Source organism: Achromobacter sp. HZ34 (assembly GCF_002209485.1).
Classification (GTDB): domain Bacteria; phylum Pseudomonadota; class Gammaproteobacteria; order Burkholderiales; family Burkholderiaceae_B; genus Bordetella_C.
Genome location: NZ_NJIX01000006.1, coordinates 195,589 through 221,356, shown reverse-complemented (window position 1 = coordinate 221,356; position 25,768 = coordinate 195,589). Strand labels below are relative to the sequence as shown.

At 66.0% G+C, this 25,768-nt stretch carries 24 protein-coding genes; 11 read left to right on the top strand and 13 right to left on the bottom strand.

All coding sequences use genetic code 11. From position 1 onward, the window contains the following. Positions 1-9: 9 nt before the first annotated feature. A complete protein-coding gene (locus CEY05_RS23225) occupies positions 10-1,176 on the top strand; it encodes an LLM class flavin-dependent oxidoreductase (protein WP_158219401.1) in 1,167 nt (388 codons plus the stop codon). Continuing rightward, a complete protein-coding gene (locus CEY05_RS23220) occupies positions 1,173-2,486 on the top strand; it encodes an LLM class flavin-dependent oxidoreductase (protein WP_088599635.1) in 1,314 nt (437 codons plus the stop codon). Before CEY05_RS23225 ends, CEY05_RS23220 begins: the two co-directional genes overlap by 4 nt. Positions 2,487-2,574: 88 nt before the next feature. Here CEY05_RS23220 and CEY05_RS23215 read toward each other — a convergent pair whose 3' ends face one another. From CEY05_RS23215 to CEY05_RS23195, 5 genes are all read right to left on the bottom strand, one after another. Further along, on the bottom strand, positions 2,575-3,867 hold the full coding sequence (locus CEY05_RS23215; RefSeq protein WP_088599634.1) for a c-type cytochrome: 1,293 nt from the start codon (positions 3,865-3,867) through the stop codon (positions 2,575-2,577). Positions 3,868-3,970: 103 nt separating this feature from the next. Continuing rightward, the gene (locus CEY05_RS23210) at positions 3,971-4,756 is read right to left on the bottom strand and encodes an ABC transporter ATP-binding protein (RefSeq protein WP_088599633.1); all 786 of its coding nucleotides are present in this window, start codon (positions 4,754-4,756) and stop codon (positions 3,971-3,973) included. Next, positions 4,750-5,835, bottom strand: a complete 1,086-nt coding sequence (locus CEY05_RS23205) for an ABC transporter permease (RefSeq protein WP_088599632.1) — start codon at positions 5,833-5,835, stop codon at positions 4,750-4,752. The genes CEY05_RS23210 and CEY05_RS23205 overlap by 7 nt, the downstream gene beginning before the upstream one ends. After that, positions 5,822-6,865 (bottom strand): ABC transporter substrate-binding protein, encoded by a 1,044-nt coding sequence (locus tag CEY05_RS23200; RefSeq protein WP_088599631.1) that lies wholly within the window; start codon positions 6,863-6,865, stop codon positions 5,822-5,824. The genes CEY05_RS23205 and CEY05_RS23200 overlap by 14 nt, the downstream gene beginning before the upstream one ends. 215 nt (positions 6,866-7,080) lie before the next feature. Then, on the bottom strand, positions 7,081-8,316 hold the full coding sequence (locus CEY05_RS23195; RefSeq protein WP_158219400.1) for a multidrug effflux MFS transporter: 1,236 nt from the start codon (positions 8,314-8,316) through the stop codon (positions 7,081-7,083). A gap of 284 nt (positions 8,317-8,600) precedes the next feature. Here CEY05_RS23195 and CEY05_RS23190 point away from each other — a divergent pair, with 284 nt between their 5' ends. Continuing rightward, on the top strand, positions 8,601-9,443 hold the full coding sequence (locus CEY05_RS23190; RefSeq protein ID WP_233161670.1) for a putative nucleotide-diphospho-sugar transferase: 843 nt from the start codon (positions 8,601-8,603) through the stop codon (positions 9,441-9,443). A gap of 7 nt (positions 9,444-9,450) precedes the next feature. On the opposite strand, the gene CEY05_RS23185 is transcribed toward CEY05_RS23190, so the two are convergent. Then, positions 9,451-10,377, bottom strand: coding sequence for a LysR family transcriptional regulator (locus CEY05_RS23185; RefSeq protein WP_088599629.1), 927 nt, complete (start codon positions 10,375-10,377; stop codon positions 9,451-9,453). Between the two features lie 119 nt (positions 10,378-10,496). On the opposite strand from CEY05_RS23185, the gene CEY05_RS23180 reads away from it, so the two are divergent. The 4 genes from CEY05_RS23180 to CEY05_RS23165 are packed head-to-tail and all read left to right on the top strand — an operon-like array spanning position 10,497 to position 14,371. Next, positions 10,497-11,627, top strand: a complete 1,131-nt coding sequence (locus CEY05_RS23180; RefSeq protein ID WP_088599628.1) for a C45 family peptidase — start codon at positions 10,497-10,499, stop codon at positions 11,625-11,627. Positions 11,628-11,657: 30 nt separating this feature from the next. Further along, positions 11,658-12,653 carry a tripartite tricarboxylate transporter substrate binding protein gene (locus CEY05_RS23175; protein WP_088599627.1) on the top strand — a complete coding sequence of 332 codons (996 nt, stop codon included), beginning with the start codon at positions 11,658-11,660 and terminating at the stop codon, positions 12,651-12,653. 9 nt (positions 12,654-12,662) lie between these two features. Then, a complete protein-coding gene (locus CEY05_RS23170) occupies positions 12,663-13,493 on the top strand; it encodes a polysaccharide deacetylase family protein (protein ID WP_088599626.1) in 831 nt (276 codons plus the stop codon). Next, on the top strand, positions 13,490-14,371 hold the full coding sequence (locus CEY05_RS23165; protein ID WP_158219399.1) for a polysaccharide deacetylase family protein: 882 nt from the start codon (positions 13,490-13,492) through the stop codon (positions 14,369-14,371). The genes CEY05_RS23170 and CEY05_RS23165 overlap by 4 nt, the downstream gene beginning before the upstream one ends. A gap of 237 nt (positions 14,372-14,608) precedes the next feature. Here the strand turns inward: CEY05_RS23165 and CEY05_RS23160 are convergent, their stop codons facing one another. After that, complete coding sequence (locus tag CEY05_RS23160; RefSeq protein WP_088599624.1) at positions 14,609-15,583, bottom strand: tripartite tricarboxylate transporter substrate binding protein; 975 nt, start codon at positions 15,581-15,583, stop codon at positions 14,609-14,611. Between the two features lie 22 nt (positions 15,584-15,605). Then, complete coding sequence (locus CEY05_RS23155) at positions 15,606-16,643, bottom strand: alpha/beta fold hydrolase (protein WP_088599623.1); 1,038 nt, start codon at positions 16,641-16,643, stop codon at positions 15,606-15,608. A gap of 115 nt (positions 16,644-16,758) precedes the next feature. Between CEY05_RS23155 and CEY05_RS23150 the strand changes: the two genes are divergently transcribed. From CEY05_RS23150 to CEY05_RS23140, 3 genes are all read left to right on the top strand, one after another. Next, entirely contained in the window at positions 16,759-17,694 is a 936-nt protein-coding gene (locus CEY05_RS23150) for a LysR family transcriptional regulator (RefSeq protein WP_088599622.1), read from the top strand. A gap of 221 nt (positions 17,695-17,915) precedes the next feature. After that, complete coding sequence (locus CEY05_RS23145) at positions 17,916-18,560, top strand: LysE family translocator (RefSeq protein ID WP_198952878.1); 645 nt, start codon at positions 17,916-17,918, stop codon at positions 18,558-18,560. An 82-nt stretch (positions 18,561-18,642) separates the two neighbouring features. Further along, complete coding sequence (locus CEY05_RS23140; protein ID WP_158219398.1) at positions 18,643-19,380, top strand: hypothetical protein; 738 nt, start codon at positions 18,643-18,645, stop codon at positions 19,378-19,380. A gap of 40 nt (positions 19,381-19,420) precedes the next feature. On the opposite strand, the gene CEY05_RS23135 is transcribed toward CEY05_RS23140, so the two are convergent. From CEY05_RS23135 to CEY05_RS23120, 4 genes are all read right to left on the bottom strand, one after another. Further along, complete coding sequence (locus CEY05_RS23135) at positions 19,421-20,014, bottom strand: cysteine hydrolase (protein ID WP_088599620.1); 594 nt, start codon at positions 20,012-20,014, stop codon at positions 19,421-19,423. Positions 20,015-20,133: 119 nt separating this feature from the next. Further along, the gene (locus CEY05_RS23130) at positions 20,134-20,889 is read right to left on the bottom strand and encodes an SDR family NAD(P)-dependent oxidoreductase (protein WP_088599619.1); all 756 of its coding nucleotides are present in this window, start codon (positions 20,887-20,889) and stop codon (positions 20,134-20,136) included. A gap of 1 nt (position 20,890) precedes the next feature. Beyond that, entirely contained in the window at positions 20,891-22,444 is a 1,554-nt protein-coding gene (locus CEY05_RS23125) for an MmgE/PrpD family protein (RefSeq protein ID WP_088599618.1), read from the bottom strand. 9 nt (positions 22,445-22,453) lie between these two features. Then, positions 22,454-23,902, bottom strand: coding sequence for an FAD-dependent oxidoreductase (locus tag CEY05_RS23120; protein WP_088599617.1), 1,449 nt, complete (start codon positions 23,900-23,902; stop codon positions 22,454-22,456). A gap of 133 nt (positions 23,903-24,035) precedes the next feature. Between CEY05_RS23120 and CEY05_RS23115 the strand changes: the two genes are divergently transcribed. After that, positions 24,036-25,001: a LysR family transcriptional regulator gene (locus tag CEY05_RS23115; RefSeq protein ID WP_088599616.1), complete on the top strand. Its 966-nt coding sequence runs from the start codon at positions 24,036-24,038 to the stop codon at positions 24,999-25,001. Here CEY05_RS23115 and CEY05_RS23110 read toward each other — a convergent pair. Further along, positions 24,949-25,758 (bottom strand): aspartate/glutamate racemase family protein, encoded by an 810-nt coding sequence (locus CEY05_RS23110; protein ID WP_088599615.1) that lies wholly within the window; start codon positions 25,756-25,758, stop codon positions 24,949-24,951. The genes CEY05_RS23115 and CEY05_RS23110 overlap by 53 nt on opposite strands. Positions 25,759-25,768: the final 10 nt, after the last annotated feature.

The following is a 25,768-nucleotide window of genomic DNA, read 5'->3' as shown; positions in this document are numbered from 1 at the left end:
ACGCATACCATGACGCAGACATCTTCCTTTCATTTCGGGTTGGGCCTGAACGCGGCCGCCCACCATGGTCACGCAGCACACCCGGTGCTGCATTGGGAACGGGCCATCCTCGACGCCGACGCCGCCGGCGTGGACTTCGTCACCCTGGATGATCGCGCTGGCCGTGCCAGCGGACCGGGGCAGACGCCGCTGGATGCCATCCTGCTGGCCGCACGCGTGGCGCCGCTCACGCGCCACCTCGGCATTCTGCCAGGAGTGGTGGTGCCCTTGAACGAGCCATTCCATGTTTCCACGGCGCTGGCTACCCTGGACTATGTCACGGGCGGACGCGCCGGCCTGCTCGCCCTGGTGCCGGACACGGGCCATGCGGCGGCGGTGGCGCAACTGGCAGGGGCCGGCCTGCCCGGTTTTCCGGTGCCGCGCGGCGATGCGTTGTACGCCGATGCCGACGATGCCTTGCAGGCCATCAGGCTGCTATGGGACAGCTGGGAAGACGGCGCCATCATCCGCGATGCCGCCAGCGGGCGCTTCATCGACCGCGACAAGCTGCACTACATCGACTTCCAGGGTGCGGGGTGGTCGATACGCGGACCGTCCATCGTACCGCGGCCACCGCAGGGCCAGCCGCCAGTTGCCATCGCGGTGCGCAGCGAGGCAGACGGGGCGTGGGCCGCCCGCCACGCGGATATCGCTTTCATTCCCATCGATGGCGACAACAGCGCGCAGGCTGCGCTGCGCGCACGCCTGTCGGCGGCGCGCCAACTCGCTGGCGCTGCCCTGGCGCCGCTGCGCCTCTACGCCGACCTCGTCTTCTCGCTCGATCCACTGGTGGAGGAAGACAGCTGGGAGCAGGACGCCCACGGCACCTATTACGCCGGCACCCCCGACACGCTGGCCGCACGCATCGTCGATCTGCGGGCGCGCGGTTATGACGGGGTGCGCGTGCATCCGCGCAATCTCACGCGCGACCTCGCTGCCATCGACGAGGCCCTGCTGCCGCGCCTGCGCGATGCCGGCCTGCTGTCCGGGAACAGCGCAACACCCCCCAAGTCGCTACGCCAACGACTGGGCCTGGCGCCGGCTTTGAACCGATATCGGGATATTTCGCAGACTGGCTTGCCTACGTCGGCAGCAGCCGGGAGCACAGGTGAATGGCAAGGAGCACAGCAATCATGACGCGCAAGCAAATCATTCTCGGCGCGCACTTCCCGGGCGTCAACAATATGACGGTCTGGAGCGATCCCCGCGCGGGCAGCCAGATCGAGTTCGATTCCTTCAAACGATTCGCGCAGGCGGCCGAACGCGGCAAGCTCGACTTCCTGTTCCTCGCCGAAGGCTTGCGCCTGCGCGAGCAGCGTGGCCGCCTGCACGACCTGGACGTGATCGGCAGGCCCAATACCCTGGTGATACTTGCCGCGCTGGCCGCGGTCACGTCGCGCATCGGCCTGGCCGGCACCTTGAATGCAACATTCAACGAGCCTTACAACCTGGCCCGCCAGCTTGCCACGTTGGATCATGTGTCGGCCGGCCGCTCGGCCTGGAATGTCGTGACCTCGCCCGGCGCATTCACGGGCGAGAATTTCCGCCGTGGGGGGTACCTGCCCTTCGAACAACGCTATGACCGCGCGCGGGAATTCGTCTTGCTCGCCCGCAAGCTATGGGACGCCGGACGGCATGACTTCGATTACCAGGGCCCGCAGTTCAATGTGCGGGGGCGTTATGACGTGCCGACGCCGCCGCAGGGGCATCCTGTGATCTTCCAGGCGGGGGACTCCGGCGCCGGGCGTGAATTCGCCGCGGATACCGCGGATGCCATTTTCACCCGCCATGGGGCGCTGGCCGAGGGCCAGGCCTTCTACGCTGACGTCAAGGGGCGGTTGGCGCGTTCCGGGCGCGCGCCCGGCGAATTGAAGATCCTGCCCGGCGTGGGCGTGGTGCTCGGCGACACGGCGGAGGAAGCGGCGTGGCGCCATGCCGAGGTGCGCCGCCAGCAAGTCAGCCCACAAACGGCCATCGTATTGCTGGAGCAGGTGTGGAATCGCGACCTGTCCGCGTACGACCCGGAAGGTCCCCTGCCGGACATCGAACCGGATCTGCAAGGCGGCATCGTCGCGCGCGGCCGTACTCGCCAGCACGACGACAACGCAGCCACCGCGCGGCGCTGGCGCGAGCTGGCGCAGCGCGAGGGATTGAGCATCAGGGATCTGATCATCCGCGTGACCGGACGGCAGCAGTTCGTCGGCACACCTGCACAGGTGGCCGATGACATCGACCGTTATGTGCAGGCGGATGCGTGCGATGGCTTCATCATCGCGCCGCATCTGATCCCCGCGGGCATAGAGGAATTCGTCGACCGTGTCGTGCCGCTGCTGCAGGAAAAAGGCGTCTTTCGCCGCGAGTACCAAGGCCAGACCTTGCGCGACCACCTGGGGTTGCCGCCGGTCCGGCGGCATTCGGTTCCCCAGGGCGAAGCGATGGCGTATTGATGCTCGTGGCGCGGCGCGGGCACGGCAACGCGGGCCAGGATGGCGGCCCGTGCTACCGCCACTCCCCCTGGATCGCGCGTGGCGATGGCTACCCGCGCCGGTAACGATCCGGTGCGATCGGGCTGGCGTCCATGGCCTTGAGGATCTGGGCCAGGCCCTGCACGGGCAACGCGACGTGCAGGCGACCGCTCGGTCCGCAGACATCGTCACCGCTAGTCCAGGCGGGTTCAGCGCCGCCTGCGTGGCGGGCGCGCAGCCAGCCCTGCCGATCGACCAGGAACTGGGCGCCGGCCAGGTTATCGGGCGTGACGCCAGCCAGGAAGGCATAGGCCTGCCACGCGTCTGCGTCCGCGCTGCTACATTCGGCGTCGACGGCGTCGCGTGGATCCAGCGGGTCGAGATGAACATTGCCGACCGGCCGGCCCGCCGCCCCGCGCGTCAACACCACCGTGACCAGGCGGGGATCATCGCGCTCGTCCTCCTCGGTCGAGGCGCCATGCGCGACGATGCGCACGGGCTGGCCGCGCAGAGACGACAAGGAAACACGTCCCCGGCCCCGGCAGGACAAGGCAATTTCGGGTGCGGGCACCGACGGCATCCCCACCCCGCCGCTGGCCCCATAGGCGATGGCACGCAAGTAATCCACCACACGCCACGCCGCATCGGCATCCGGCGCCGGCACCCACGTCGTCGAGCTGGTCGTTGCGCCGCCCGCATGGCCCGCATGGCCTGCATGGCCTGTATTGCCCTGCTCGCCACCCGCGGCGCTGGCGCCAGCACTGGCGCTTGCGTTGGCGTCGGTAACGCGCTCGCCACCGACATGGCGGCCGGCGCCGACAGGCGGATGATGCAAGATACGCCAGTAGATTTCCCCCTCCAGGCGATTCTGGAATAGCGCTTCCCCCAGCGTGCTTGGCCAAAGGGCCAGCGCCGCGGCGCGCGGGCCCTGGCCATCGGCGGCCACGCCATGGCAACTGGCGCATTGCGCCTCGTAGGCCACCCTGCCCTGCAGCAGGCTGGTGGGTGTGTAAGCAAGAGACGATCGCTCGAACGAAGTCGGCAACGCGGGCGCCAGATACAGGGCCGGCCTGGGCCAGGAGGCGTTCACCAGCAGCAGCGCGCCCGCGGCCAGGGCGCCCCACCGCCAACGGCGGTGCCACGCTCCGCGCCACACCAGGATCACCCCGCCCGTGGCGCTTGCCACCGCCAACCAGAGCTTGTGCCACACGTAGGGGCTGACCGGAAGGTCCGCGTCGTAACGCCAGGCAAAGGGCCAGGGCACCCGATCCACCGGCCATCCCGGCATCGGCCACCCCGACCATGCCGCCACCACGGCGGTGGCAAGGCCCAGCACCACCAACACCAGTGCGGCGAATAGCAAGCGCTTCCCGGCCGGGCGCCGGGCACGTACCGGTTTCGGCCCTTTCGATGGCGCCCCCGAAGCGCCGCTCACGCCGGGCTGCGTCGCGGGCATGCGCGCCCCCTTACCATGTGGCAGCCAGGCCCAGCAATGACAAGGCACGCCGCCGCAAATCCGCGATGCGGGGATCGCCCCGGTGGCGGGGATAAGGCAGATCGTTGATCAACTCGTCCTTGATGCGTGCCGGACGGTCGCTCAAGACGACGATGCGCGTGGCCAGGAACAGCGCCTCCTCGACATCGTGGGTCACCAGCAGCGCCGTCACGCCGGACCGCTGCCACAGGTCCACCAGCTCCGACTGCATCGCCAGCCGCGTCAGTGAATCCAGCTTGCCCAGGGGCTCGTCCAGGATGAGAATGCGCGGATCATTGACCAGCGCACGGGCCAGCGCGGCGCGCTGCGCCATGCCGCCGGACAACTGATGCGGATAGGCAGACCCGAATGCCGTCAATCCCACCCGTTGCAAGGCATCGTCGATGCGCGCGCCATCCCGCCGCAACAAGCCGCGCGCCTGCAAACCCAGCGCCACGTTGTCGCGCACGGTCCGCCAGGGATAAAGCGTGGGGTCCTGGAACACCAGAATGCGGCTGGGATCCGGCCGTGTAACCGCAATGCCGTCAGCCTCGATCAGGCCTCGATCGGGCGTTTCCAATCCCGCCACCAGCCGCAACAAGGTGCTCTTGCCGCAACCGCTGGGTCCCAGCAACGCGACAAATTCTCCCGGCTGGACATCCAGGTCGATATCGTCCAGCACCGGCAATGCCGCGCCTTCCAGGTCGAAAGCATGGCTCACGCCGCGCACATTCAAACGCACCCCCAGACGGGCACTGCCTTCGCTCACGGCTACCATTTCACCACTCCCTTCTGCCACGCCAGCACGCGATCGCGCACCGCGAACAGCAGCGTGATCAAGCCCGAGAACGTCAGCGCCATGACGATCAGCGCACCATACATGTTGGCGTAGGAAGCCCAGCCCTGAGCCCAGGACAGGTAGAAACCCAATCCCGATTTCACTCCCATCATCTCCGCGGCCACCAGCACCGAGAACGACGCGCCCAGGCCCATGAACAAGCCCACGAACACATGCGGCAGCGCCGCGGGGACAGCCACGCGAAAGATCAGGAACCGGCCGTTCGCACCCAGGGTACGCGCCACGTCATAGAAAGCGCGATTGACGCTGGCCACCCCGGACCACGTCAACACGGTTACCGGAAACCACGTCGCCAGCGCGATCAGGAAGACCGCCGCGGCCCAGCTGGACGGGAAGAAGAAAAATGCCATGGGCAGCAAGGCCGTCGACGGCACCGGGCCAAGAAAGCGCAGCACCGGATGCACCCAATATCCCAGCCCCCGCGACCAGCCTATCGCCACGCCAGTGACGAACCCACTGATGGCCCCCAGCACATAGCCATTGGCCAGCAGCCACAGCGAATTCACCAGGCTGTCGAGCAGACGCTTCCAATCGCCGACGTAGATCTCGATCAAGGACTGGGGCGGCGCGAAGAAGGGGCTGGGCAGCAGGGCCAGCTTGGCCGTGACCACCTCCCAGATTCCCACCAACACCGCCAACAGCACCAGCCAGGGCCCGGCGCGCTGTAGCCTCTGCGCAGCGATCCGCAACCAGGATCCGGGCGTGAACGAGGTCCCGGCCCGAGCCACAGCCTTGGCTTGCCCCAGTTTCCCGTGGGTCACCGCACAACTCAGCGCGACCACCGCCAGCAACACCGCCCACGCCACGGCGGCCAAGCCGAACTCGCGGGTATAGCCCCACTCCTTGAAGCCGACCTCCTGGTTGGGCCACGACAGCGTCAACCCCCCGACCGCCGCCCACAACAGGGCGGCGGCCAGCCCGGTCAGCCAAAGGCGCCCGGGCCGCCGTACCGTCGCCGCGGCATCGGCGACGGCCAGTGCAGTGTCAGCCGATGACATCGGGCACCACCACCTTGGCGTACTTCTGCACATCCAACCCGGGGCTGAGCACCTTGATGCCCTTGAGATCTTCCGCGTAACCGACGATCTCCGTGCGCAGCGCCGCGCCCGTGGAAGCGTGGCCATGCGTATGCGAACGCAGGATCGCGGCGACGCGTTCAGCCGGTACCTTCTGTGGAATATAAGGCGCGAAGATGCGCGCGGTCTCGTCGGGATTGGCGGCGGTCCACTTCTGCGCGGCGATCACCGCGCGCGCCGCCGCCGATGCGGTCTCCGGATCCTTGCGCACCAGATCCCCGCGCAATCCCAGCACGCAGCAGGTGCGGTCCGCATAGGCGCCGTCCAGGTTGGTGGCGATCTGCCGCAGATGATTGTCTTCGCGATACACGAACAGCTGCGGATCGTCGCCGGCGATGGCATCGACCTCGCCCTTGCGCAGCACTTCGGCGAACAGATCCTGCGGATACTGCTTCCACTCGACGCTGTCCGGATCGATACCGAGCTGGGCCGCGCGGATGGCGAAGTAATTCTTCACGGGGCTCGCCTGGTCGGAGACCGCGACACGCTTGCCCTTCAAATCCTTGATGTCCTGGATGGAAGAATCCGTTGGGGTAAGCAGGCGCATGCAACCGCCATGCGTGCCCACCGCGAGCTTCACATCGAAGCCCTGCTCCAGCGGCTTGAGCCAGCGTAGCGCCATGCCGATGCCGCCGTCGGCGTGCCCGGTGGCAATGGCCTCCAGCAACTGGTCCGTGCTGCCGCTGAAATTGATGCGTTCGACCTTCAGCCCATACTGCTCGAAGAAACCGCGCTCCAGCGCCACTGAAACGGGCGACTGGCACACCGCCGTCTGGCTCCAGGCGATGCGCAGCGTGCGCGGTGCCGCATCCACCGCCAGCACGCGCGAGCCCAGCATGCCCAGGGGCGCCACGGCGCCTATCACGCTCGCCGCCCGCAACAGCGCGCGCCGCGACATCCCGGAACGTGGCAGGCCAGCCGGCCCGCCGGTAGATCCAAACCGATGCGTCATGATGACCTCTTTCCTGTTTATCCGCTGTGTTGCGGCTTAGCCGGCAGTATCGGCGCGCCCGCGGGACGAACCAAATACAAAGCCGGGATAAACAAAGCGGGATAAGGAAATACGATGAGGTTGAATCGGGTGAATCCAGGATTGCCGCCGTCAAGGCGTGGCCAACCGGCGCGGGGCGTCCGCGTGGATCGTCGCCGCGCCTGGGCCAGCGGCCTTCAAATCGCCGCCGTGCCCGGCGTGCGCAGCTTCACCATCAGCACGTACACCAGCAGGGCCAGCGCGCAAAAGATCGCCATGGTGCCGGTCACCGCCAACACCCCGATGCGGCCGAACAGGTCGCTGACCAGCCAGCTGGAGAAGGCGCCGATACCCATCATCAGCGCATTCATCACCGCCGCCGCCGACCCGGCGATATTGCCCAGGGGCTGCAACGCCCCCTGCTGGGTACTGGGCGTGATCAAGCCGTAGCAGAAGGCGTTCAACATGAACAGCGGCGCCAGGTTCCACGCGCGCACCAGATGCGTCACCGTCAGCAGCAGCATGATCACGGCGGACACCAGGGCGATGCTCAAGCCGATCTGGATCAGGCGATCGCCCGGCACGTAGCCCGCCAAGCGGCCGCTCAAATACGACGCCAGCATAATGCCCGCGGCCGCCGCGCCGAACAGCAGGCCGAAGGCCTGCGGCGGCACGCCCAGCGCTTCCATCAACACCAGCGACGACCCCGTGACGTAGGCGAAATGGCTGCCGAAGCCCAGGCCGCAGATCAACATATAGGCGATGCACACGGGCTTGCGCAGCAACGCCACGTAAGCGCCTCCCACGGACACCGACGGCGCGCGCTGGTCCGCACCCGCGCGCAGGCGGGGCGCGGATTCTTCCAGGCCCAGCCAGACAATGCCCAGCACCACGACCCCGCCCACCATCATCATGGCGTAGATGGCGCGCCAATTGGCCACCTCCAGCAGGAACGCCCCCACCGACGGCGCCACCATCGGCGCGATCACGCGGATGATGGCGATGTTCGACAACAGCGTGCGTACTTTCACGCCTTCGAAGTGATCCCGCACCAGGCTCATCGACAGCACCGCGCCGGCGCCGGCCCCCGCGCCTTGCAGCAGGCGCCAGGCGAGAAAGGTATCGATGGTGTTGGAGAACGTGCATCCCACGCCCCCCAGCGTGTAGATCACCAGGCCGAACAGGAGCACCGGCCGGCGTCCCCAGCGGTCCGACAACGGTCCATACACCAGCGGCGCCGCGGCGAAACCGACGAAGAAGATGCTAAGGCTCAATGCCACCCGCGCCGCATCGGTATTCATGTCGCGCGCCACCGCGCCGAAAGCGGGCAGGCCCACATCGATGGACAGCGAGGCCAGCGCGGCCAGCGCACCGCAGAACAGGATGAAATAGAAGGAATGCGGGGAAATGCGGAAACGGGGGCGGGAGATCATCGACGGGGGTAGGCGAAGGGGAACGGGACTCGACCGCTTTTGGCGGTCGGACGCCGTGGGAGGCGCATCTGAAAATCGCATGCAAGTTTAGCCCGCCGTGGCTGACAGGTCCCCGTCAGTGTCCCTGCCTGCACATTTCCCACACTTCCTCCATCACTCGATGCAATTTTTTCCAATGCTGAGTTTCGGTGAATTCCGCGCCCGGTTTACAGGATTTCGACGCCAGCACCCCTAGAATCCGCCGCACTGACCCAGGCCACTTATGTAATGACAAGAGGTACTCCATGTGGCGCCGCCTGCAACGCAAACTGTCCGCGTGGACACCCGAACATCAGCGCGTAGCCGTGGATTTTCCCGACGCGCGCGAACTGCGCCGCCGCTCGGCGCGCGCCGGCCAGCCCCAAGGCATGATCGCCGGCTTCTATACCCGGGACAGCATCTACGAAGCGGAAAAGAACCGCTTCGTGCGCTCGGCCCAGCTGATCGGCCTGCCGGCCGACGTCGTGCAGGTTTCCTCCACCGGCAGCTGGGTACGCAATGCCGCCATGAAGCCCGGCGTGCTGGCCACGCTACGCGCCAGGCATCGCGGCGCCTTGCTGTATGTCGACGTCGACGCGGTGTTCCATCGCGATCCGTGGCCGGTGCTGCTGGACCTGGATTGCGACATCGCCGCCTACTATGAACCGGAAGGACATCTTCTCAGCGGCACCTTGTTGATCAACGACACGCCCGCGGCAGCCGCCTTGCTCGACGCGTGGCGCCTGGCATGCGCGGCCGATCCGCAGGCCTGGGACCAGGTCGTGCTCGAACGCCTTATCGCCGAGGACGCCGCGCGCGCGCAGCCGCGCTACCGGCTGGCCCGCTTGCCGGTGTCGTTCTGCTGGATCTTCGACAAGACCAATAACGAAGCCTGCGACGCCGTCTTCATCGAACACCTGCAGGCCAGCCGCGAAGCCAAACGGCGCAAGCGCCTGTTCGGCCGCCCCGGCAAGGCCTTGCGGCGCCGGCGGGAACGTACGCTGGCGATAGAACGCATCCTGTTCGACCAGGATGGCTACCCTGGCGGCGAGAAACAGGACGCGCGGCACACAGTAGACAGCCGCTACGCGCGCCCAGCCTCCCACTAAGCGCCCACTAAGTTCCGCCCTCGTCGCGCATCAATCCCGCCACGGCCTCGCGCATCCAGCGATGCGACGGCACCTCTTCCCACCGTGCGTGCCACACCATGTTGTAATGCGACTTGGGCAGCTCGAACGCCAGATTCCTGACGTGCAGGGGATGAAATCGGGCAATGTAGTTGGCCAGCTTGCGCGGCATCGTCACCGCCAGGTCGGTCTGCTGCAGGATCAGCGGCACGTGGCTCATGCTCGATACATACAGGTCGAACTCGCGCTGATACCCCGCATGGCGCAGCCAGGTATCGACCTCGTTGTCCTTGCCATACATGTCCGTGGTCGTCACGAACCGCAGCGCACTGAAGGCTGCCGGCGTCAGGCGCCGCCGTGCCGCCGGATGGCCGTGGCGCAACAGGCAGACGCGGTCGTCGTCGAACAGGCCCTGGCTGCGGAAGCGTGACCCTACTTCCTCGAAACGGCCCAGCGCGATATCGACGGAATGGTCCTCCAGCTGCTTTTCCGGCAGCGCCACGCCCAGCATATTGACGAAGCTGAAGCGGACCATGGGCGCGTACCGGTCGCAATACCGGCGTAGTCCCGGCGCCAGCATCCATTCCAGCGTGTGGCGCGCGGCGATGCGAAAGGTGCGCGTTGACTTCAAGGGATCGAAGGCGCCGCCCTCCTCCATCAGCCCGCCGATGGCGGCCAGGGCCTCGCGCACGGTGGGCCGGATCTCGATCGCGCGCGGCGTCGGCACCAGTTGCCGCTTGACCAGCACGAACAGCGGATCGGCGAACAGGCGCCGCAACTCCGCCAGCTTGCGGCTGATGCCCGGCTGCGTCGTATGCAGCCGCGCCGCCGTCTCCGTGGCGCTGCGCGTTTCCATCAGCAGTTCGAACACGGTCAACAGATTCAGGTTGACCTTGCGCAGCGTGTCCAGCTCCATGACACCACCGAGTTCATATCAAAAAAAGCATTATATGTTTCATTTAAATGATTTGATGTTATGACAAAGCATCTTTAGGATTTCCCACGCCAGGCATGAGCCGAACCAGGAGATCATTGATGAGCAGGCAGCCCCAGACGCCGTTTCCGCTGTACGAAATCGCCGGCACACCGCTGGCGCGCGGCCGTGCCTACGGCGAACAGGCCAAAAAACGCATCGCGCGGTCCATCGAGCACTACAGCGCGCAGGCCGCGAACCTGAAGATGGCGCCGGCCGAGATGGATCAGGTCATCCACAGCTACATCCCCGTGGTGCGCAAGTTCGACGAGAACTACCTGACTGAAATGCAGGGCATCGCCGAAGGCGCCGGCGTGCGCGTGGAAGACATCTTCCTGCTCAATGCCCGTACCGAAGTGATGAAGCTGGCCGTACGGCCCGAACTGCGCGCGCGCCTGCTGGGCGAGACCAACGACGGCTGCACCTCCGTCAAGGTGACGCGCGCGGCGACCCAGGACGGCGAGCTCATCCACGCGCAGAACTGGGACTGGAAAGAGGAATGCGCGGAAACCGGCGTGGTGCTGCGCATCCTGCGCGACGATGGCCCCGACCTGCTGACCTTCACCGAAGCCGGCATGCTGGCGCGGTCCGGTTTCAATGCGGCGGGCATCTCCATCACCGGCAACAACCTGGAATCCGATCGCGACTACCGCCAGATCGGCGTGCCCCTGCCCCTTATCCGCCGCAAGGCCCTGGAAAGCAGCTTCGTCGCGCATGCCATGCACGCCGTGTACGCCACGCCCAAGACGGGCTCCAACAATATGGCGGTGGCGCATATCGGCGGCGTGATCATCAACTTCGAATGCGCGCCCGACGAGACCTTCCAGCTGCATCCGGACAACGGCCTGCTGGTGCACTCCAACCACTGGCTCAGCCCCATCGCGCTGACCAAGCTCAAGGATACCGGCATCGCCTTTTCGCCCTGCACGCTATACCGCGAACACCGCGTGCGCGAACTGCTGGCGCCGCGGGTAGGCAAGATCACGCTGGACGACGTCAAGAACGCGCTGCTGGACGACTATCAGTCGCCCTGGTCGGTGTGCCGCCCGCCGCGCGGCGACTTCGGCCGCGCCACCCGCAGCGCCACGGTGTCCACCGTCATCATGCAACCCGCCCACGGGTTCATGGAAGTTGCCAACCTGCCGGCACTGGATCCCACCTTTACGCGCTACGAGCTGCCGCGGCGCGGGTAATCCCATCACAAAACCAAGGGGAATCATCACATGAAAGCCAAACTCACCACGCGTCTCCTGCGCCTGGCCGCCGGCGCCGCCAGCGCCGTCCTGCTGACCGCACCGGGCCTGTCCGCCGCCGCCGACAGCTATCCCGACCATGCCATCCGCCTGATCGTGCCTTTCGCCGCGGGCGGCGGCACCGACATCATGGCCCGCATCATCGCACAGGACGTGGGCAAGGAATTGGGCCAGACCATCGTCGTCGAGAACCGTCCGGGCGCCGGTGGTGGCATCGGCGCGGCCTTCGTCGGCCAGGCCAAGCCGGACGGCTACACCCTGCTGATCGGTTCCACCGGCACGCACGGCGCCAACCAGTACCTCTATTCCAAGCTGCCCTACGATCCGGTCAAGGACTTCACGCCCATCTCGGTGCTGGCCACCTTCGACAACGTGGTGGTGGTGCCGGAGTCGTCCAAGGTCCATACGCTGAAGGAACTGGTCGACCTGGCCAAGAAGAACCCCGGCAAGCTGAACTACGGCGTGACCACGGTCGGCAGCTCCTCGCACCTGGCGGTGGAGAAGTTCAAGCGCGACGCCGGCATCGAAGCGGGCGCGGTCCCGTACAACGGCGCGGGCCAGGCCTCCACCGACCTGCTGGCCGGCCGCCTGGACTTCATGCTGGACCTGGTCGGCACGCAGCAGGGCAATATCAAGGCCGGCAAGGTGCGCCCCATCGCCACGACGGACGCCAAGCGCAACGCGCTGCTGCCTGACGTTCCCACCATCGCGGAATCCGGCTACCCCGGCTTCAACGCGGTCGGCTGGATCGGCTTGTTCGGCCCCGCCAACCTGCCGCCCGCGGTGGTCGACAAGTTGTACAAGGCCATCGACAAGGTCTACAACTCGCCCGAATTCCAGGCCACCATGCGCTCGCGCTCCTTCGACATCGCCCACATGCCGCCGGCCGAGTTCACCAAGTTCCTGGCCGGCGAACGGGACAAGTGGGGCACCGTGGTACGTGAAGCGAATATCAAGCTGGATTGAGGAGACGCAATGAATCAACGAACGAACCTGCCCGAAGCCATGCGCTGCGTGGTGTTGATAGGCATCGATTTCGACGGCCCCAGCCATGAAGTGGGCCGCGGCATCGCGCCGCTGGGCAAGCATTCCTGGGGCAATTACTCCGCGCGTTGCGGCGTGCCCCGGCACATGGACATGCTGGCGGGCCATGGCATCAAGGGCACGTTCTTCGTCCCCGGCTACGACGCCGAGCGTCATCCGGACACCATTGCGCAGATCGACCGCAACGGCTTCGAAGTGGCGGCGCATGGCTATCTGCACGAAGCCTGGGAATTGGGCCTGGAAGAAGAAGAGGCCCTGCTGCGCAAGACCGATGGCATCCTGCGCGACATCATAGCCAAACCCGTGCTGGGCTGGCGCTCGCCCTCGGGCCGCAAGAGTGACCGCACCATGGCGGTGTTGAAGTCCATGGGCTATATCTACGACTCCAGCGACAAGGACTACGACCGTCCCTATCGCCTGCGTTTTGGCAAGGGCGCGGAAGACGTCATCGTCGAACTGCCCAACAACACCTACAGCCTGGACGACTTCCCCTTCTACAAATTCAGCCATACGCCGCCGTCCGAAGTGCTGGGCCAATGGAAGTCCGAATTCGACGCCATCTACGGCGCCGACCGCTTCTTCGTCATGTCGCTGCATCCACGCGCGGGGTGGGGTTCCGGCACGCCTTCGCGCACCCGGGCCCTGTCCGACCTGATCACCTATATGAAGGGCCACGACGGCGTGCAGTTCATGGACTACCGCAGCTTCGCACTGTGGTGCCAGGAGCACCGCGACAACCTGGAAGAGGTCTCTTTCGCATGAACACCTACACCTGGCCCCAAGGCGCCCGCACGGTGGTGCTGCTGACCGTCAACTTCGACGCCGAAACCTTCGACCTGAAGGAAACCCCGCCCGAGCGCCTGTTCGGCCGCTATTCCTACGGCCGCTACGCGGTGCGCGCGGGCTTTCCGCGCCTGCGTGAACTGTTCGCCCGGCATGGCGTGCCCGCCACGTTCTTCGTGCCTGGCGGCGACGCCCGGCGCCATCCCGACCTGGTACGCGAACTGGCCGCGGACGGCCATGAAATCGCCGCGCGAGGCATCGACCTGGAAAACTTCGCCACCCTGGGCGACAAAGAGGTCGAGGTGCTGCGCACCGCGCGCACCGTGCTGGCCGACATCACCGGCACGGCGCCGGTGGGGTTCCGCGCGCCGGGCGGTGAGTTGTCCTCGCGCACGCTGGGGCATCTTGCCGAACAGGGGTTTCTCTACGACGCCACGTTCCAGGATGCCGATCATCCTTACGTGTATGGCCTGGCGGGCGGCAAGCGTATCGTCGAACTGCCGTCCAACTTCGCGCTGGACGACGCGCCCATCTACTCCGCGCGGCACACGCATGCGCGGCTGCACACGATCTGGCGCGACGAGATCCAGGCATTGCACGCGGAAAACGTCCTGATCCCCATCACGCTGAATTTGCGTGGCGACTTCGGCTCCACGCGGGCTGCCCGTATCGCCGTGCTGGATACCCTGCTGACGGAGATCAAGCAGCTGGGTGATGTGCGCTTCATGACCTGCCAGCAGCTGGCCGAGCATACCTTGTCGCTGAACCTGGCCACGGAGCCGGATCCCTTCCTGGCCCATGCGGAAACGTTGTCGCGCACGGAGTATCGGGGCGACCTGGCGATCAAGCCGTTGTAGGCGCTGGCAGCGGCAGCCAGCGCCGAGCGGTCCGCGCACCCGGACCGCTTGCAGGGGCATCGCAAAAGTAAACGGGCGGCTCCGTCAGGAGCCGCCCGTCCTTTTTCCCTGGCGTCGCCGCCCGGGCCGTTCTTCCCGTGGTCACATCACCCCCGGCCGAGGCGCGAGGGCTTACTGCCTGCTTCTTACTACTTGCTGCCTGCTTCGTACTACTCACTGCAAATCAGGCACGCGCCATCAATCCAGCTTGATGTTCGCCGCCGCGGCGACGTCCTTCCACTTGGCGATTTCCGAGGTCATGATGGCCTTGAACTGATCCGGCGTGTTGCCGACCACCGTGCCGCCCAGTTCCTTGAAACGCTTCTGCAGCTCGGGATCCTTCAGCACTTCCACCGACGCCTTGTACAAGGTCTCGGCGACTTCAGGCGACAAACCCTTGGGGCCGAGCAGACCGTTCCAGGCCGACACGTCGTAGTTCTTGATGCCCGCTTCGGCGAAGGTCGGCACATCGGGGATTTCCGGCAGACGCTCCGGCGAAGCCACCGCCAGCGCGCGCAGGCGGTTGGACTTGATGAAAGGCAGCGACGACGGCAACGGTTCCCAGATCATCGACACCTGGCGGCCGATCACATCGTTGAAGGCCGGACCGGCACCCTTGTAGGCCACGTGCATGATCTGCGCGCCGCTGTTCTTCTTGAACAATTCCATGGCCAGATTGCCCAGCGTGCCGGCGCCCGACGACGCATAGGTGTACTTGTGCGGCTGGGCCTTGGAATCGCTGACCAGATCGGCCAGGGTGGCCGCTTTCACATCCTCGTTGACGCTCAGCACGCCCGGCACCGTGACGATCTGCGTGATCGGCGTGAAGTCGGCCACCGCATCATAGGTCAGCTTGGTATAGATGGCGGGGTTAGCGGCATGCGTGCTGGAAGAGGCCAGCAGCAGCGTGTAGCCATCGGCCTTGGCTTCGGCCACATACTTGGAGCCGATCACGCCGGCGGCGCCCGCCTTGTTCTCGACCACGATGGTGGCGTCCAGCTTCTGGCCCAGCTTCTGCGCGAACAGGCGGCCGATGACGTCGGCCGTGCCGCCCGGGGCGAAGGGGATGATCAGGCGGATGGGCGCGGACGGATAGTCCTTGGCCATGGCGGCCGGGGCCGCGCCCACAAAGGCGCCGATTGCGGCGAGAGCCACGATGGAACGCTTCAGCATTGTTGGTATCTCCTGTTGTCTTTCATTTTGAAGGGAGGTGGGGAGCCTGGGAACGGCTGCCCAAGGTGGCGTAGAGCCACGCGGTGACGTGCGCAAGCACTTCATCGCTATTGCGGTCCAGCATGCAGGCGTGGCTGTTGCCATGTAGGCCAGCGGCGGGAAGGTCCAGCACCGTCATGGGCGCACCCCGTTGCCGCATGGCCTGGACGTAGCCGTCGACAGCGTGGCGGTAGGTGTGCCACAGCGGGCTGTGGTCCAGGTAGTCGCCCCACAGCACGAGTTGGGGGATGTTCGTGTGGTGGATGCCGCCAACGGTCATGGCTGCTGGCTGGATTGCCGGCGTGCGCTCGGCCACGGGCTCAGTCGCTATTTCCGCTACGGCGGGCATGCCCGTAGGCTCCACCGCGACGACCGCGCGCACCAGCGCGGGGTGGCGCTGCGCGGCGTGGGCCGCGTGGCCGCCGCCCTGGCTGTGGCCAAGGACGATGCAGGGCCCCACCGCGGCGATCAACTCATCGTAGGCAGCCAGCGCCATCTCCCCGTGGTCCAGCCAACGCGGCACGAACTGGCGGGCGAACTGGTCGAAGTGCTCGACGGGGAATTGCGTGCAGGGGTGTGCCGCGGACGGATAGCCTCCGGAAGGGCCTAAGCGAAACACGTCCCAGGCTTCTTCATGGCTGCGGAAGATCGGCGCCGACCGGTAGATTTCCGGGAACATGGCCCATGAGGCACGGCCGCGCTCCGGCGCGTCGCAGACCCACACATCGAAACCGGCCTCCAGCAGCCGCCACAGCCAACCGGGCCGCCCATCGGGAGTCGCTTCCCACTGCGCGCCCGTCATGCCGCCGCCGTGCCACAGCAAGATGGGCAAGGGGAAGCGCGGCTGCGCCAGGGCATACTGCATCGCATACATCTGGCCGACGCTGTAGGTGCCGTTCATGTCGACGGGCCGCGCCGTGCCGGCCGCCACGGTCCTGTCCAGGACCGGCAAGCCTTGCACCTGCGTGGTAACGCCGCCGAAGAAGTGCGAACGGATGCTGCGTAGGGAAACGTTGGACATGATGCGAGCCAGGTCGAATGCGGCGCAGCTTAGCCGCTTTCATGGTGAATTCCGGTGCATGAATACGTTAAGCTGTGCCGAATCAGCACAACTCGAAATTCACGCGGAATCTGCCATGGACGCCCTGCCCAAGGATCTGGACCTCGATCTCACCCTTTTGCGCGACCTGCTGGCCTTGGGCCAGGCCGGCAACCTGAGCCAGGCGGCGCGCCACCGAGGCATCACGCATCCGGCGTTTGGCAGGCGTATCCGTGCGCTGGAGGACTGGGCCGGCGCCGCCCTGGTGGAACGCGGCAGCCGCCGCAGTCCGCTCACCGATGAAGGCCGCAAACTGGCCGCCGCCGCCCGGCAGATCGAAGCCATATTGCGCAACACCCGTGCCGTTTTGGCACATACGCCTGAACAGGCGCTGCAGACCATCACCATCGCCGCCGGCCGCACCTTGTCGCATACCCTGCTGCCGCAGCTGGTCGCCGACATCCGCGATGCCTGCGGTGATCTGCTGTGGAAGGTCAAGACCACCAGCCTGCGTCCCGGCCTGGAAATGCTGCGGGAACGATGGGCCGATTTCATGCTCGGCCATGCGCCGGAGGGGGCGATACCGCCGGGCATGGAAGACCTGTTGTCCTGCTCGGTGGGCCGGGACGCCCTGGTCGCCGTCTCCGCGCCCCTGGTGTCCGGCTATCCCAAATACGCGGTGCCGCAGAATCTGTCCCAACCCATGGTGCCTTACCTGGCCTATGCGCCGGGGATGGCGCTGGGGTCCATCCTGGACAACGCCTTGCAGCAGCAGGCGTGCCGTGATCGCCTGTTCACCATCTACGAGGCCGATCTGGCCGATTCCATCCATGCCATGGTGCGCCAGGGGGTCGGCCTGGCCTGGCTGCCGCTCAGCCTGATCCGAGAGGATCTGCTGCAGGGCCGCATCGTGCGGGCGGGCGCCAAGGCCGAGGACATCGACATCGACGTCCGCCTCTACACCCGCCAGGCGGCCCTGGAGGACGCCAGGACGCGTGGCGTATGGGAAGCGGTCATCGGTCTTTATGGATAGCGGAGAAGGGAATGGAAGAAGGGATCGGGTAAAGGGAAAAAGCGGAACAGGTGGAATAGGCGGGATAGGCGGGATAGGTGGGATAGGTGGATAGGTGGGATCGGCGGGAGCAGCGGCGGCGGGTGAGACGGGTGGGGCCAGGGCCAAATAAAGCGGGGTCGACACTGCGGGTAATATTCCCGGCGAGACCTATTCCCCCTTTTTTTCTGTCCTCGCCCGCCATGCCCACCCTGCATATGCTCCTGCTCTTCCTGGCCGCCGACCTGGCCTTGAAACTCACCCCCGGCCCGGACATGGCATTGACCCTGACGCGCGGCATGACGCAAGGGTTTCGCATCGCCTGGCTGAGCGTGCTGGGCAACTTCTGCGCAGGCTTCGTGCAGATTCCCCTGGTGGTGCTGGGCCTGGCCGCGATCTTCAAGGAATCGCCCACGCTGTTCCTGTTCGTGAAGCTGGCCGGCGCCGTGTACATGGTTTACCTGGGCGTCCAGGCCCTGCGCCGCAGCCGCAAGCCGCGCGACCTGACGGCTGCGCCCGCCAAGGGCGAAGGCCGCCAGGTGTTCATCCAGGGCTTCATGACCAATCTGCTGAATCCCAAGGTCTTCATCTTCCTGGTCGCCTTCCTGCCGCAATTCGCCGACCCCGCCGTCGGGCCGGTGTGGCTGCAGATGCTGATCCTGGCGTGTATCTCCAAGCTGTTCGGCCTGTGCTCCGGCGCCACCTACGCCTACGGCGCGGCGCGCATCCGCAACTGGTTGACGCGCAATCGCTGGTTCCTGCAGGCGCAGGACGGCGTGTTGGGCACCTGCATGCTGGCGATCGCGGGCTACCTGGTATTCAGCGCGGACACGTCGGCATCGAAATAGCTTGCCAGTAACCGACTAGAATCGCGGTTTCCCTCACTCTTGCGAGCGTGTGTCGATGAAAAACCTGGCCTGGATTGCGGCTGTGTCATTAGCGGGTTTGCCTTGGGGTGCGCATGCGGTCACCTTCGACTGCACCAAAGCGCGTTCGGCACCTGAAAAGCTGATCTGCAGCACGCCTGATCTTTCGCGGGCCGATGATCATCTGAAGCAGAGCTTCGAAGCCGCCCGCGCCCGCGCCACGGACAAGAAGGCCTTCAACGACCGCGCCAGGCAGGAATGGCAGCGCCGCGAAAAGACCTGCACCGACGCTGCTTGCGTGCGCCAGTGGTACGCCGACCAGGAACGCCTCTATGCGGCCACGGACGCGACACCGGCCGTCCCCGCACAGCCGGCGCCGAAGCCAGCTACGGCGCAGTCACCGTCCGCGGCTCCCGCGTCAGCGCACCCCGCGGCGCCGCAATCCACGCCCGACACGCGCCCGGCCGCCTCGCCGCAGGCCGCGGCCAACGCCCCTGAAGTCGCGGCGACAGTGCTGTACGCCGATTACCAGCAGAGCGAATCCGCGGCCGACCGCAAGTACAAAGGCAAGACCATCAAGATCAGCGGCACCGTTGCCGGCGTCACCGCGCCGGCCAATGGCGATCCCTATCTCGAACTGACCGCGGCCGACAGCGCCATGCCCAAGGTCCACCTGGATTTCCCCAGGACGGCGTCAGCACAAATCGCCGCGATCAAGAAGGGCCAGAAGATAAGCCTGCCCTGCGTAGGCCAGGGGCTGGTCATCGGCGACCCCGTCCTGCGCTGCGCCGACGCGCCCTGACAAGGCGTCAGTTTTTGGCCGGGCCCCGCGAACCGCACTCTCAGGGGTTGGCGAAAACCACGGTTTCACTGTTTTCGTTCTTGCAGAAGCGGGCGATGCTGCCCACCGAATTGGCGTGCTCCTGGGCGCTATGCGCGGCGCACAGGTCCTCGAGCAGCACCATTTCGTAGTCGCGGTCGTGACCGTCACGCGCCGTGGCCTGCACGACCGCCTGCGTGGAGACGCCGGAGAAATAGATGCGCTGGATGTTCTGCGCGCGCAACTGCGCTTCCAGCGTCGTCGAATAGAAGGGGCTGACCCGATGCTTGATGACCTGGATGTCGCCCACCTTCTGTTCGAGTTCGGGATGGATCTCCGTGCCCCACGCACCCAGCTTGAACAGGCCATGCTGCGGCGCGGCCGAGAATACTTGCGAGCCTTGCGGGCACTCCGGATAGCCTTCGGAGAAGCCGACCCGCACGAACCCCACGGCGATGCCGGCGGCGCGCGCACGCGCGATGGCCTTGGCGGTCTTGGCAATCACCTGGCGCTCCCGCACCTGCTCGCCCAAGGGGCTTTTGCCATTCGGGCCATCCACGTGCACGAGGTCGTTTTGCATGTCGAGGACGAGAAAAAGGGAGCGGGCTTGTTGCATGGTTGAATCTGCCTTGTTGGAAGTTGCGTTACGAACTTGCGTTACGAAATTGGGTTACCTGGACGCGGTGAGCGACCCGGCGCCGCCGTGAATCGTTTTGCTGGCGTGGTTGATCCTTGCTAATCGCACCAGATGCCGCCGTTGACGTCCATGATCTCGCCGGTGACGAAGCCGGAGCGCGGTGACGCGAGAAACAGCACGGCCGCGGCGATTTCATCGGCCGCGCCCATGCGCCCCACCGGGATCAGGTCGCGCAAGGTTTGCGGGAAATTGCTGGTCATCGCCGAAGCGACCGGACCCGGCGCCACCGCGTTGACAGTGATATTGGCCGCGGCCAGCTCCTTGGCCAGGAAGGCTGTCATGCAGTGTACGCCCGCCTTGGACACGCCATAGGCGACGTTGCTGGCGCGCTCCTGCTCGCGCGGATCCAGCCATGGACGCGGATTACCGCCGTTCTTGCCGATGACCGAACCCAGGTTGACGATGCGCCCGCCGCCGCTGCGCTTCATGTGCCCGATGGCGGCCTGGCAGCAGAGGAAAGTGCCCTTGAGGTTGATGTCGATGACGCGGTCCCATTCGGCCTCGGCCAGGGTTTCCGCATTGCCCAGCGAGACGATCCCGGCCACGTTCACCAGGATGTCCAGGCGGCCCAGGCGCGCCACGGCATCGTCCATGCAGCGCAAGACATCGGCACGCCGCGTGACATCCAGGGACACGCACTGGACACCCGCGCAAGGCGGTTCGAATGCCACGCGATCGGCGGCGATGACTTGCGCGCCATGCGTGGCCAGCGCGATGGAGACGGCGCGTCCGATGCCACCCGCGCCGCCGGTGACCAGGGCAACCTGGCCTGAAAACAGATCACTGCTGTACATATCATGCGTCCTTGTAAGCCATGTCGAATGCCGCCAGCACGCGGCCTTCCATAATTGCGTCCCACAAGGCGCCAGCCTGGCCGTCGCGCCCCGCGCGGTCTCCCCCACCGTCCGCCATGTCTTTTGCCGCGCGTTTCGCTGTGCCTTTCGCCGTGCCTTCAGCCGCGTCTTTCGCTGTGCCACCCGCCGCGCTGTTCTCCGCGCCGGCATCAGCAAAATCCAGGCAGTCGTCGAATTTCGCCCGCGCCTGCAAAGCGTCGACGCCCAGGTCTTGCGCCACGAAACGACTCTGCTGAAGCACCTGCTCGCCATCCAGCAATGCCAGAACGGCCGGCGGATGGCCGGGGTTATCAGGCAAACCGTCCTCCAGCTCGATCCGCTCGGCCATGTGCAAGACATCCTTGTCGGACAGCACCTGGCTGGAAAACCCTTGCAGCGTGGGCGCGCCGTGGACCAGGGTGTACGCCGTCATGAAGGGGATGCTGTACTTGGCGTCTTGCAGGGTGACCGGACGGCGCCGCTGGGCCAGCGGTCGGCACAGGCGGCCGGAGGAGGGATTGACCGCCACGCGCACCCGCGCGGCGGGATGCGCCAGGCTGGTGGCGCGGGCCGCCAGCGCCACGGCGATATAAGGGTGGGACAAACGGCAGCTGGGCCAGGGCTTGATGTCCACCTGGCGCGCGTGCCACTGCGAAAAGTCGAGCAGCATGGCGCGCTGCCGCGGCGCCAGCGCCCCCGTCAGATACAGGCGGAACAGTCCCACCGCGCCGTCCAGCGCGCCCGCGGGCCCCGTCACGCCGGCACGCGCCAGCAGGGCGGCCTGCAGCCCGCCCTGTGCCGCGAATGCCGGATAAAGGCCGCGCGCCGTGGCGCCGGTGCCGAAGCCGGCCTCCTTGCCGCCCGCCAATTGCATATAAGCCAGGCCCAGGGTCGAAACCAGCTGGCGCTGGTCCAGCTTCAACACCAGGCCGGCCGCCATGCCGGCGCCCAGATAGCCGAACAACTGTGTGAGAAACCATTCCGAGCCCGGGCCTTCGCCCTGCGGCGCGCAGATCACACCCAGGCGGCACACCAGTTCATTACCCAGCGCCACGGCGTCGACCACTTCCTCGTCCGTCGCGCCCGCCAGCGAGGCAGCGGCCAGCGCGGCGGGCAGCACGCACGTGCTGGGATGCAGTCGGCCCAGGTCGTGGATGTCGTCGTAATCAAGGATATGGATAAGCGCGGAATTGATGAAGGCGGCTGCCAGTGGCGCGGCACGGCCGCCGCCGATGAGGCCGCAGGCGCCCTCGCCATGTCCGGCTTGCAAAGCGTCGATGACCTGGCGGCCCAGGTCGGTGCCGCGCGCGGCCAGGGCGATGCCCAGCGAGTCGGCAATGTGCAGCAGAGTCTTGGCTCGCAGGTCAGCGGGGAGATCGCCTTGGCTGGCCTGAAATCCCGGAGGGGCGCCAGCCAGAGTCCCCGCCCGCGACCCGGCTGGCGCCCTGGCGTGCGACCAGACCTGCAATAGCGCCTGCGCCAGTTCCCCGCTTAGCGATGCGATGTCCGCTGCCATATCGAGCCTCTACTGGCGGCTGTCCGCGATATGTTGCGCCGACCGGCGGCCGAACACCAGGCCCTTCAGCACGGAGGTGGCACCAGTGTAATTGGTGTAGTACGTTCCGACGATCTCGCCCGCCGCATAGAGGTTCTTCATCGGATTGCCATCCGTGTCCAGCACCTGCCCGGCCGGATTGATCTTCAGGCCACCGAAGGTGAACACGTTCGAGGAAATGATGGGATAGGCGATGAAAGGCCCCTGCTCGATGCGGCGCGACCAGTTGGATTTGACGGGCGCCAGACCCTGCGTGGCCAGGCCGTCGAGTTCCAGCGCCTTGAATCCGGCCTCTGCCGGGCAGGCCGCGTTGTAGCGCTCGATGGTGGCCTGCAGCGCGCTGGCGGGCAGGCCGATCCTGGCAGCCAAGGCCTCCAGCGTGTCGGCCTCGATGGCGGGTTGATCGGTACGGATGGCCAGGCGATAGTTGGGCACATCCTTCACACGCTGATCCAGGATGACATACGCGATGCCCTGTTCCTGCTCGTAGATGCGGCGGGTGACGCGCTCGTAATAGGCGTCCACCGTGCCGGGCGCTTCGTCGGTGAAGCGCTGGCCTGCCTTGTTGACCAGCACGCCATACGGAAAGATGAAGATCGACGGTTCCGACACACCCGAGCGCGGATCCACCGGCTCGGCGTGATAACTGCCGAATTCGCCGCTGGGTGCCGCACCGGCGGCGAACGCCATCTCGATGCCTTCACCCCGATTGAAATACCCCCCTTTGCACACCGGCCGCAGGTACACCGAGCGCGGACCCAGGTACTTGGCCATCAGCGCCGAATTGCCTTCGAAGCCGCCGCAGGCCAGCACCACCGCGCCCTTCAGGCGCACGCCACCCTCTTGGGCATGGTGCGCGAGCAAGCCATGCACGATGCCGTCTTCGTCGGTCAGCAGGCGGCGCGCAGTGGTGTGATACAGGAAGGTCACGCCCAGGCTTTCGGCCTTGGCCGCGAGCGCCTCGACCAAGGCCTCGCCGCCGCCGACGGGCAACAGGCGGGGCTGCGTCTTGGTCAGGAATTGCGTAGGCAGGAAGTCGAACTTCACGCCCATGTCCTGCAGCCAGGCAATGGTTTGCGGCACATGATCGGCGAAGCAACTGATCAACTCCGGGTCCAGCACCGACAGCGTGCGCGCGGCATGCGACCAGGACTCGCGCCCCTGCACCATCTCGGCGGTGAAATCGGGGTCCATATAGACGCCGGCATTCTCCGCCAGGTGCTCTTCGAAATCGTCGGACACCTGGTCGATCGCCTTCATGCGCAGATAGGCTTCGGTGTAGCGGCTCTGGCCGCCGCGGTCGGCGCGGCTCGCACGCTCCAGCACCGCCACCGTCAAGCCACGCTCGGCCGCGGCCACCGCCGCCGACAAGCCCGCCACGCCGCAACCCGCCACCACGACATCGAATGTACGTTCCATGCTCTCCATCCTCAATGAAATAGGCATCTGCACCGTATGCGTCGGCGCTACACTCGACAGATTAGGTGCTGCGATGCCTGCGTGTTAGCCCCCGCCGGCTAATGCACGATTAAAAAAAAACGAAAGGAGACACATGGACAAGCTCTGGGCCATGCAGGTATTCGTGCGGGTGATGGAATGCGGCAGCCTCTCGCGCGCGGCCGAATCACTGGACCTTGCCAATGCCACCGTGACCACCAGCCTGCGCAATCTTGAAGCGCATCTGGGCACGACGCTGATACAGCGCAATTCCCGCCATTTGCACCTGACGGAAGAAGGCCGGATCTTCCTGCCGCATTGCCAGGAGATCCTGCGCAACGTCGCGCGCGCGGAGACCGACGTCAAGCGGCAAGGCAGCGATGTAGCCGGCACGCTGCGCGTGGAAGCGCCGTTCGCCATCGGCCACAACCTGCTGTGCCCCGCGCTGATCGAACTCACGCGGCGCCACCCCGGCCTGTCCGTATCCGTGGCGCTGACCAACGACACCCACAACCTGATCGAGCGGGCCACCGATGTGGCCATCCGCATGGACCGCGTGGAGGACGCCGACCTGGTGGGCCGGCCCATCTATGAGGCGCAATACATCGTGTGCGGCACACCGAAGGCGGTCGGCGCCATGGGAACAGCAATGCGGGCCGCGACCCCGTCCGATCTGGATCCTGCCCGCTGCCTGGGGCTGTTCGCCGAGGGTCACCACACGCCCAATCCCTGGCACTTCTCCAAGGACGGCAACGTCGTGGTGGTGAACCCGGTCGGACCGCTCAGCTTCAACAATACCGCCGCCTTGATCCAGGCCGCCTTGCAGAACGTCGGCCTGATCTACGTGCTCGATGTCTTCGTCAGCGATCTCATCAAGCGGGGCGAGCTGGTCGAATTGTTCCCGGACTGGCAGACCAGCAAGCGCACCTTCCACGCCGTGACGGTGAAGTCGCGTTTCGCGGCGCCCAAGGTGCGAGCCTTCATCGATTTCCTGCTGGAAATCTTCGATGCGCGGCGCCGGCCCAGCGTCACGACGATGGTTGCCATCGGTCCAGACCGTAGAAAGAAAAAACCTCACTGACGCGATCGGCCTCGGGGGGATTATGGTAGTAGCCCTTGCGACAGGTCTTGATGCCGCAGATGGTACGCAAATCGTGCATGGTCTCGGCCTGCTTGACCCAGGCGGCCAGCGAATCCAGGACGGGCACCCCGTCCACTTCGACCACGCCATTCTGCACCAGCAATACGTTCAGCGGCGCTTCGCCCGGAATGATGACGTCGGCGCCCTGCGCGATCAGCTTGCGCGCCGAGGTCTTGAAGCGCTCGATCAGTTCGGTGGGGTCGCTGAATCCCTTCAGGACATCACTGAAGGTGAAGCCCACCGGCATGGCGCCGGCGAAGCGCGATTCCAGGCCATGGTTGCGGGCGTTCTCGGCGATCAGTTCGTTCATGTCATCGATGAACAGCAGCACGCCGAATTTGCGGCCCAGCATGCAGGCGGTCAGCATGGCGGACTCGCCATGTCCCACCACGGGAATGTCCACCAGGCTGCGGATCTCGCGCAGGCCCGGTTCGGGCAAGGTACTCAGCGAGAACACATCGTAGCCCTGCTCCTGCGCCTGCACCGCGGCCGCCATCAACTGCATGCTGTGCATGTACTGGAAGGCCACATGGCGGATGTCGGTGCCGGGATAGTTGCTGCGGTACGTGCCGGCCTGCATGCCATGCATGTCGATCTGCGTATCGGGCCGCGCCACCTTGGCGAAATGCCGCTTCAGCGCGTCGCTGTAGGCGCCCAGGTCGGAGAGTACGGTGAAGCTTTGATGCCAGATTTTCATATCACTTCGC

Bases quoted from the DNA above. Each gene is read 5' to 3' on its own strand.
- CEY05_RS23225 (WP_158219401.1), top strand. From the start codon at position 10: ATGACGCAGACATCTTCCTTTCATTTCGGGTTGGGCCTGAACGCGGCC.
- CEY05_RS23220 (WP_088599635.1), top strand. From the start codon at position 1,173: ATGACGCGCAAGCAAATCATTCTCGGCGCGCACTTCCCGGGCGTCAAC.
- CEY05_RS23210 (WP_088599633.1), bottom strand. From the start codon at position 4,756: ATGGTAGCCGTGAGCGAAGGCAGTGCCCGTCTGGGGGTGCGTTTGAAT.
- CEY05_RS23205 (WP_088599632.1), bottom strand. From the start codon at position 5,835: ATGTCATCGGCTGACACTGCACTGGCCGTCGCCGATGCCGCGGCGACG.
- CEY05_RS23200 (WP_088599631.1), bottom strand. From the start codon at position 6,865: ATGACGCATCGGTTTGGATCTACCGGCGGGCCGGCTGGCCTGCCACGT.
- CEY05_RS23195 (WP_158219400.1), bottom strand. From the start codon at position 8,316: ATGATCTCCCGCCCCCGTTTCCGCATTTCCCCGCATTCCTTCTATTTC.
- CEY05_RS23190 (WP_233161670.1), top strand. From the start codon at position 8,601: ATGTGGCGCCGCCTGCAACGCAAACTGTCCGCGTGGACACCCGAACAT.
- CEY05_RS23185 (WP_088599629.1), bottom strand. From the start codon at position 10,377: ATGGAGCTGGACACGCTGCGCAAGGTCAACCTGAATCTGTTGACCGTG.
- CEY05_RS23180 (WP_088599628.1), top strand. From the start codon at position 10,497: ATGAGCAGGCAGCCCCAGACGCCGTTTCCGCTGTACGAAATCGCCGGC.
- CEY05_RS23175 (WP_088599627.1), top strand. From the start codon at position 11,658: ATGAAAGCCAAACTCACCACGCGTCTCCTGCGCCTGGCCGCCGGCGCC.
- CEY05_RS23170 (WP_088599626.1), top strand. From the start codon at position 12,663: ATGAATCAACGAACGAACCTGCCCGAAGCCATGCGCTGCGTGGTGTTG.
- CEY05_RS23165 (WP_158219399.1), top strand. From the start codon at position 13,490: ATGAACACCTACACCTGGCCCCAAGGCGCCCGCACGGTGGTGCTGCTG.
- CEY05_RS23160 (WP_088599624.1), bottom strand. From the start codon at position 15,583: ATGCTGAAGCGTTCCATCGTGGCTCTCGCCGCAATCGGCGCCTTTGTG.
- CEY05_RS23155 (WP_088599623.1), bottom strand. From the start codon at position 16,643: ATGTCCAACGTTTCCCTACGCAGCATCCGTTCGCACTTCTTCGGCGGC.
- CEY05_RS23150 (WP_088599622.1), top strand. From the start codon at position 16,759: ATGGACGCCCTGCCCAAGGATCTGGACCTCGATCTCACCCTTTTGCGC.
- CEY05_RS23145 (WP_198952878.1), top strand. From the start codon at position 17,916: ATGCCCACCCTGCATATGCTCCTGCTCTTCCTGGCCGCCGACCTGGCC.
- CEY05_RS23135 (WP_088599620.1), bottom strand. From the start codon at position 20,014: ATGCAACAAGCCCGCTCCCTTTTTCTCGTCCTCGACATGCAAAACGAC.
- CEY05_RS23130 (WP_088599619.1), bottom strand. From the start codon at position 20,889: ATGTACAGCAGTGATCTGTTTTCAGGCCAGGTTGCCCTGGTCACCGGC.
- CEY05_RS23125 (WP_088599618.1), bottom strand. From the start codon at position 22,444: ATGGCAGCGGACATCGCATCGCTAAGCGGGGAACTGGCGCAGGCGCTA.
- CEY05_RS23120 (WP_088599617.1), bottom strand. From the start codon at position 23,902: ATGGAACGTACATTCGATGTCGTGGTGGCGGGTTGCGGCGTGGCGGGC.
- CEY05_RS23115 (WP_088599616.1), top strand. From the start codon at position 24,036: ATGGACAAGCTCTGGGCCATGCAGGTATTCGTGCGGGTGATGGAATGC.
- CEY05_RS23110 (WP_088599615.1), bottom strand. From the start codon at position 25,758: ATGAAAATCTGGCATCAAAGCTTCACCGTACTCTCCGACCTGGGCGCC.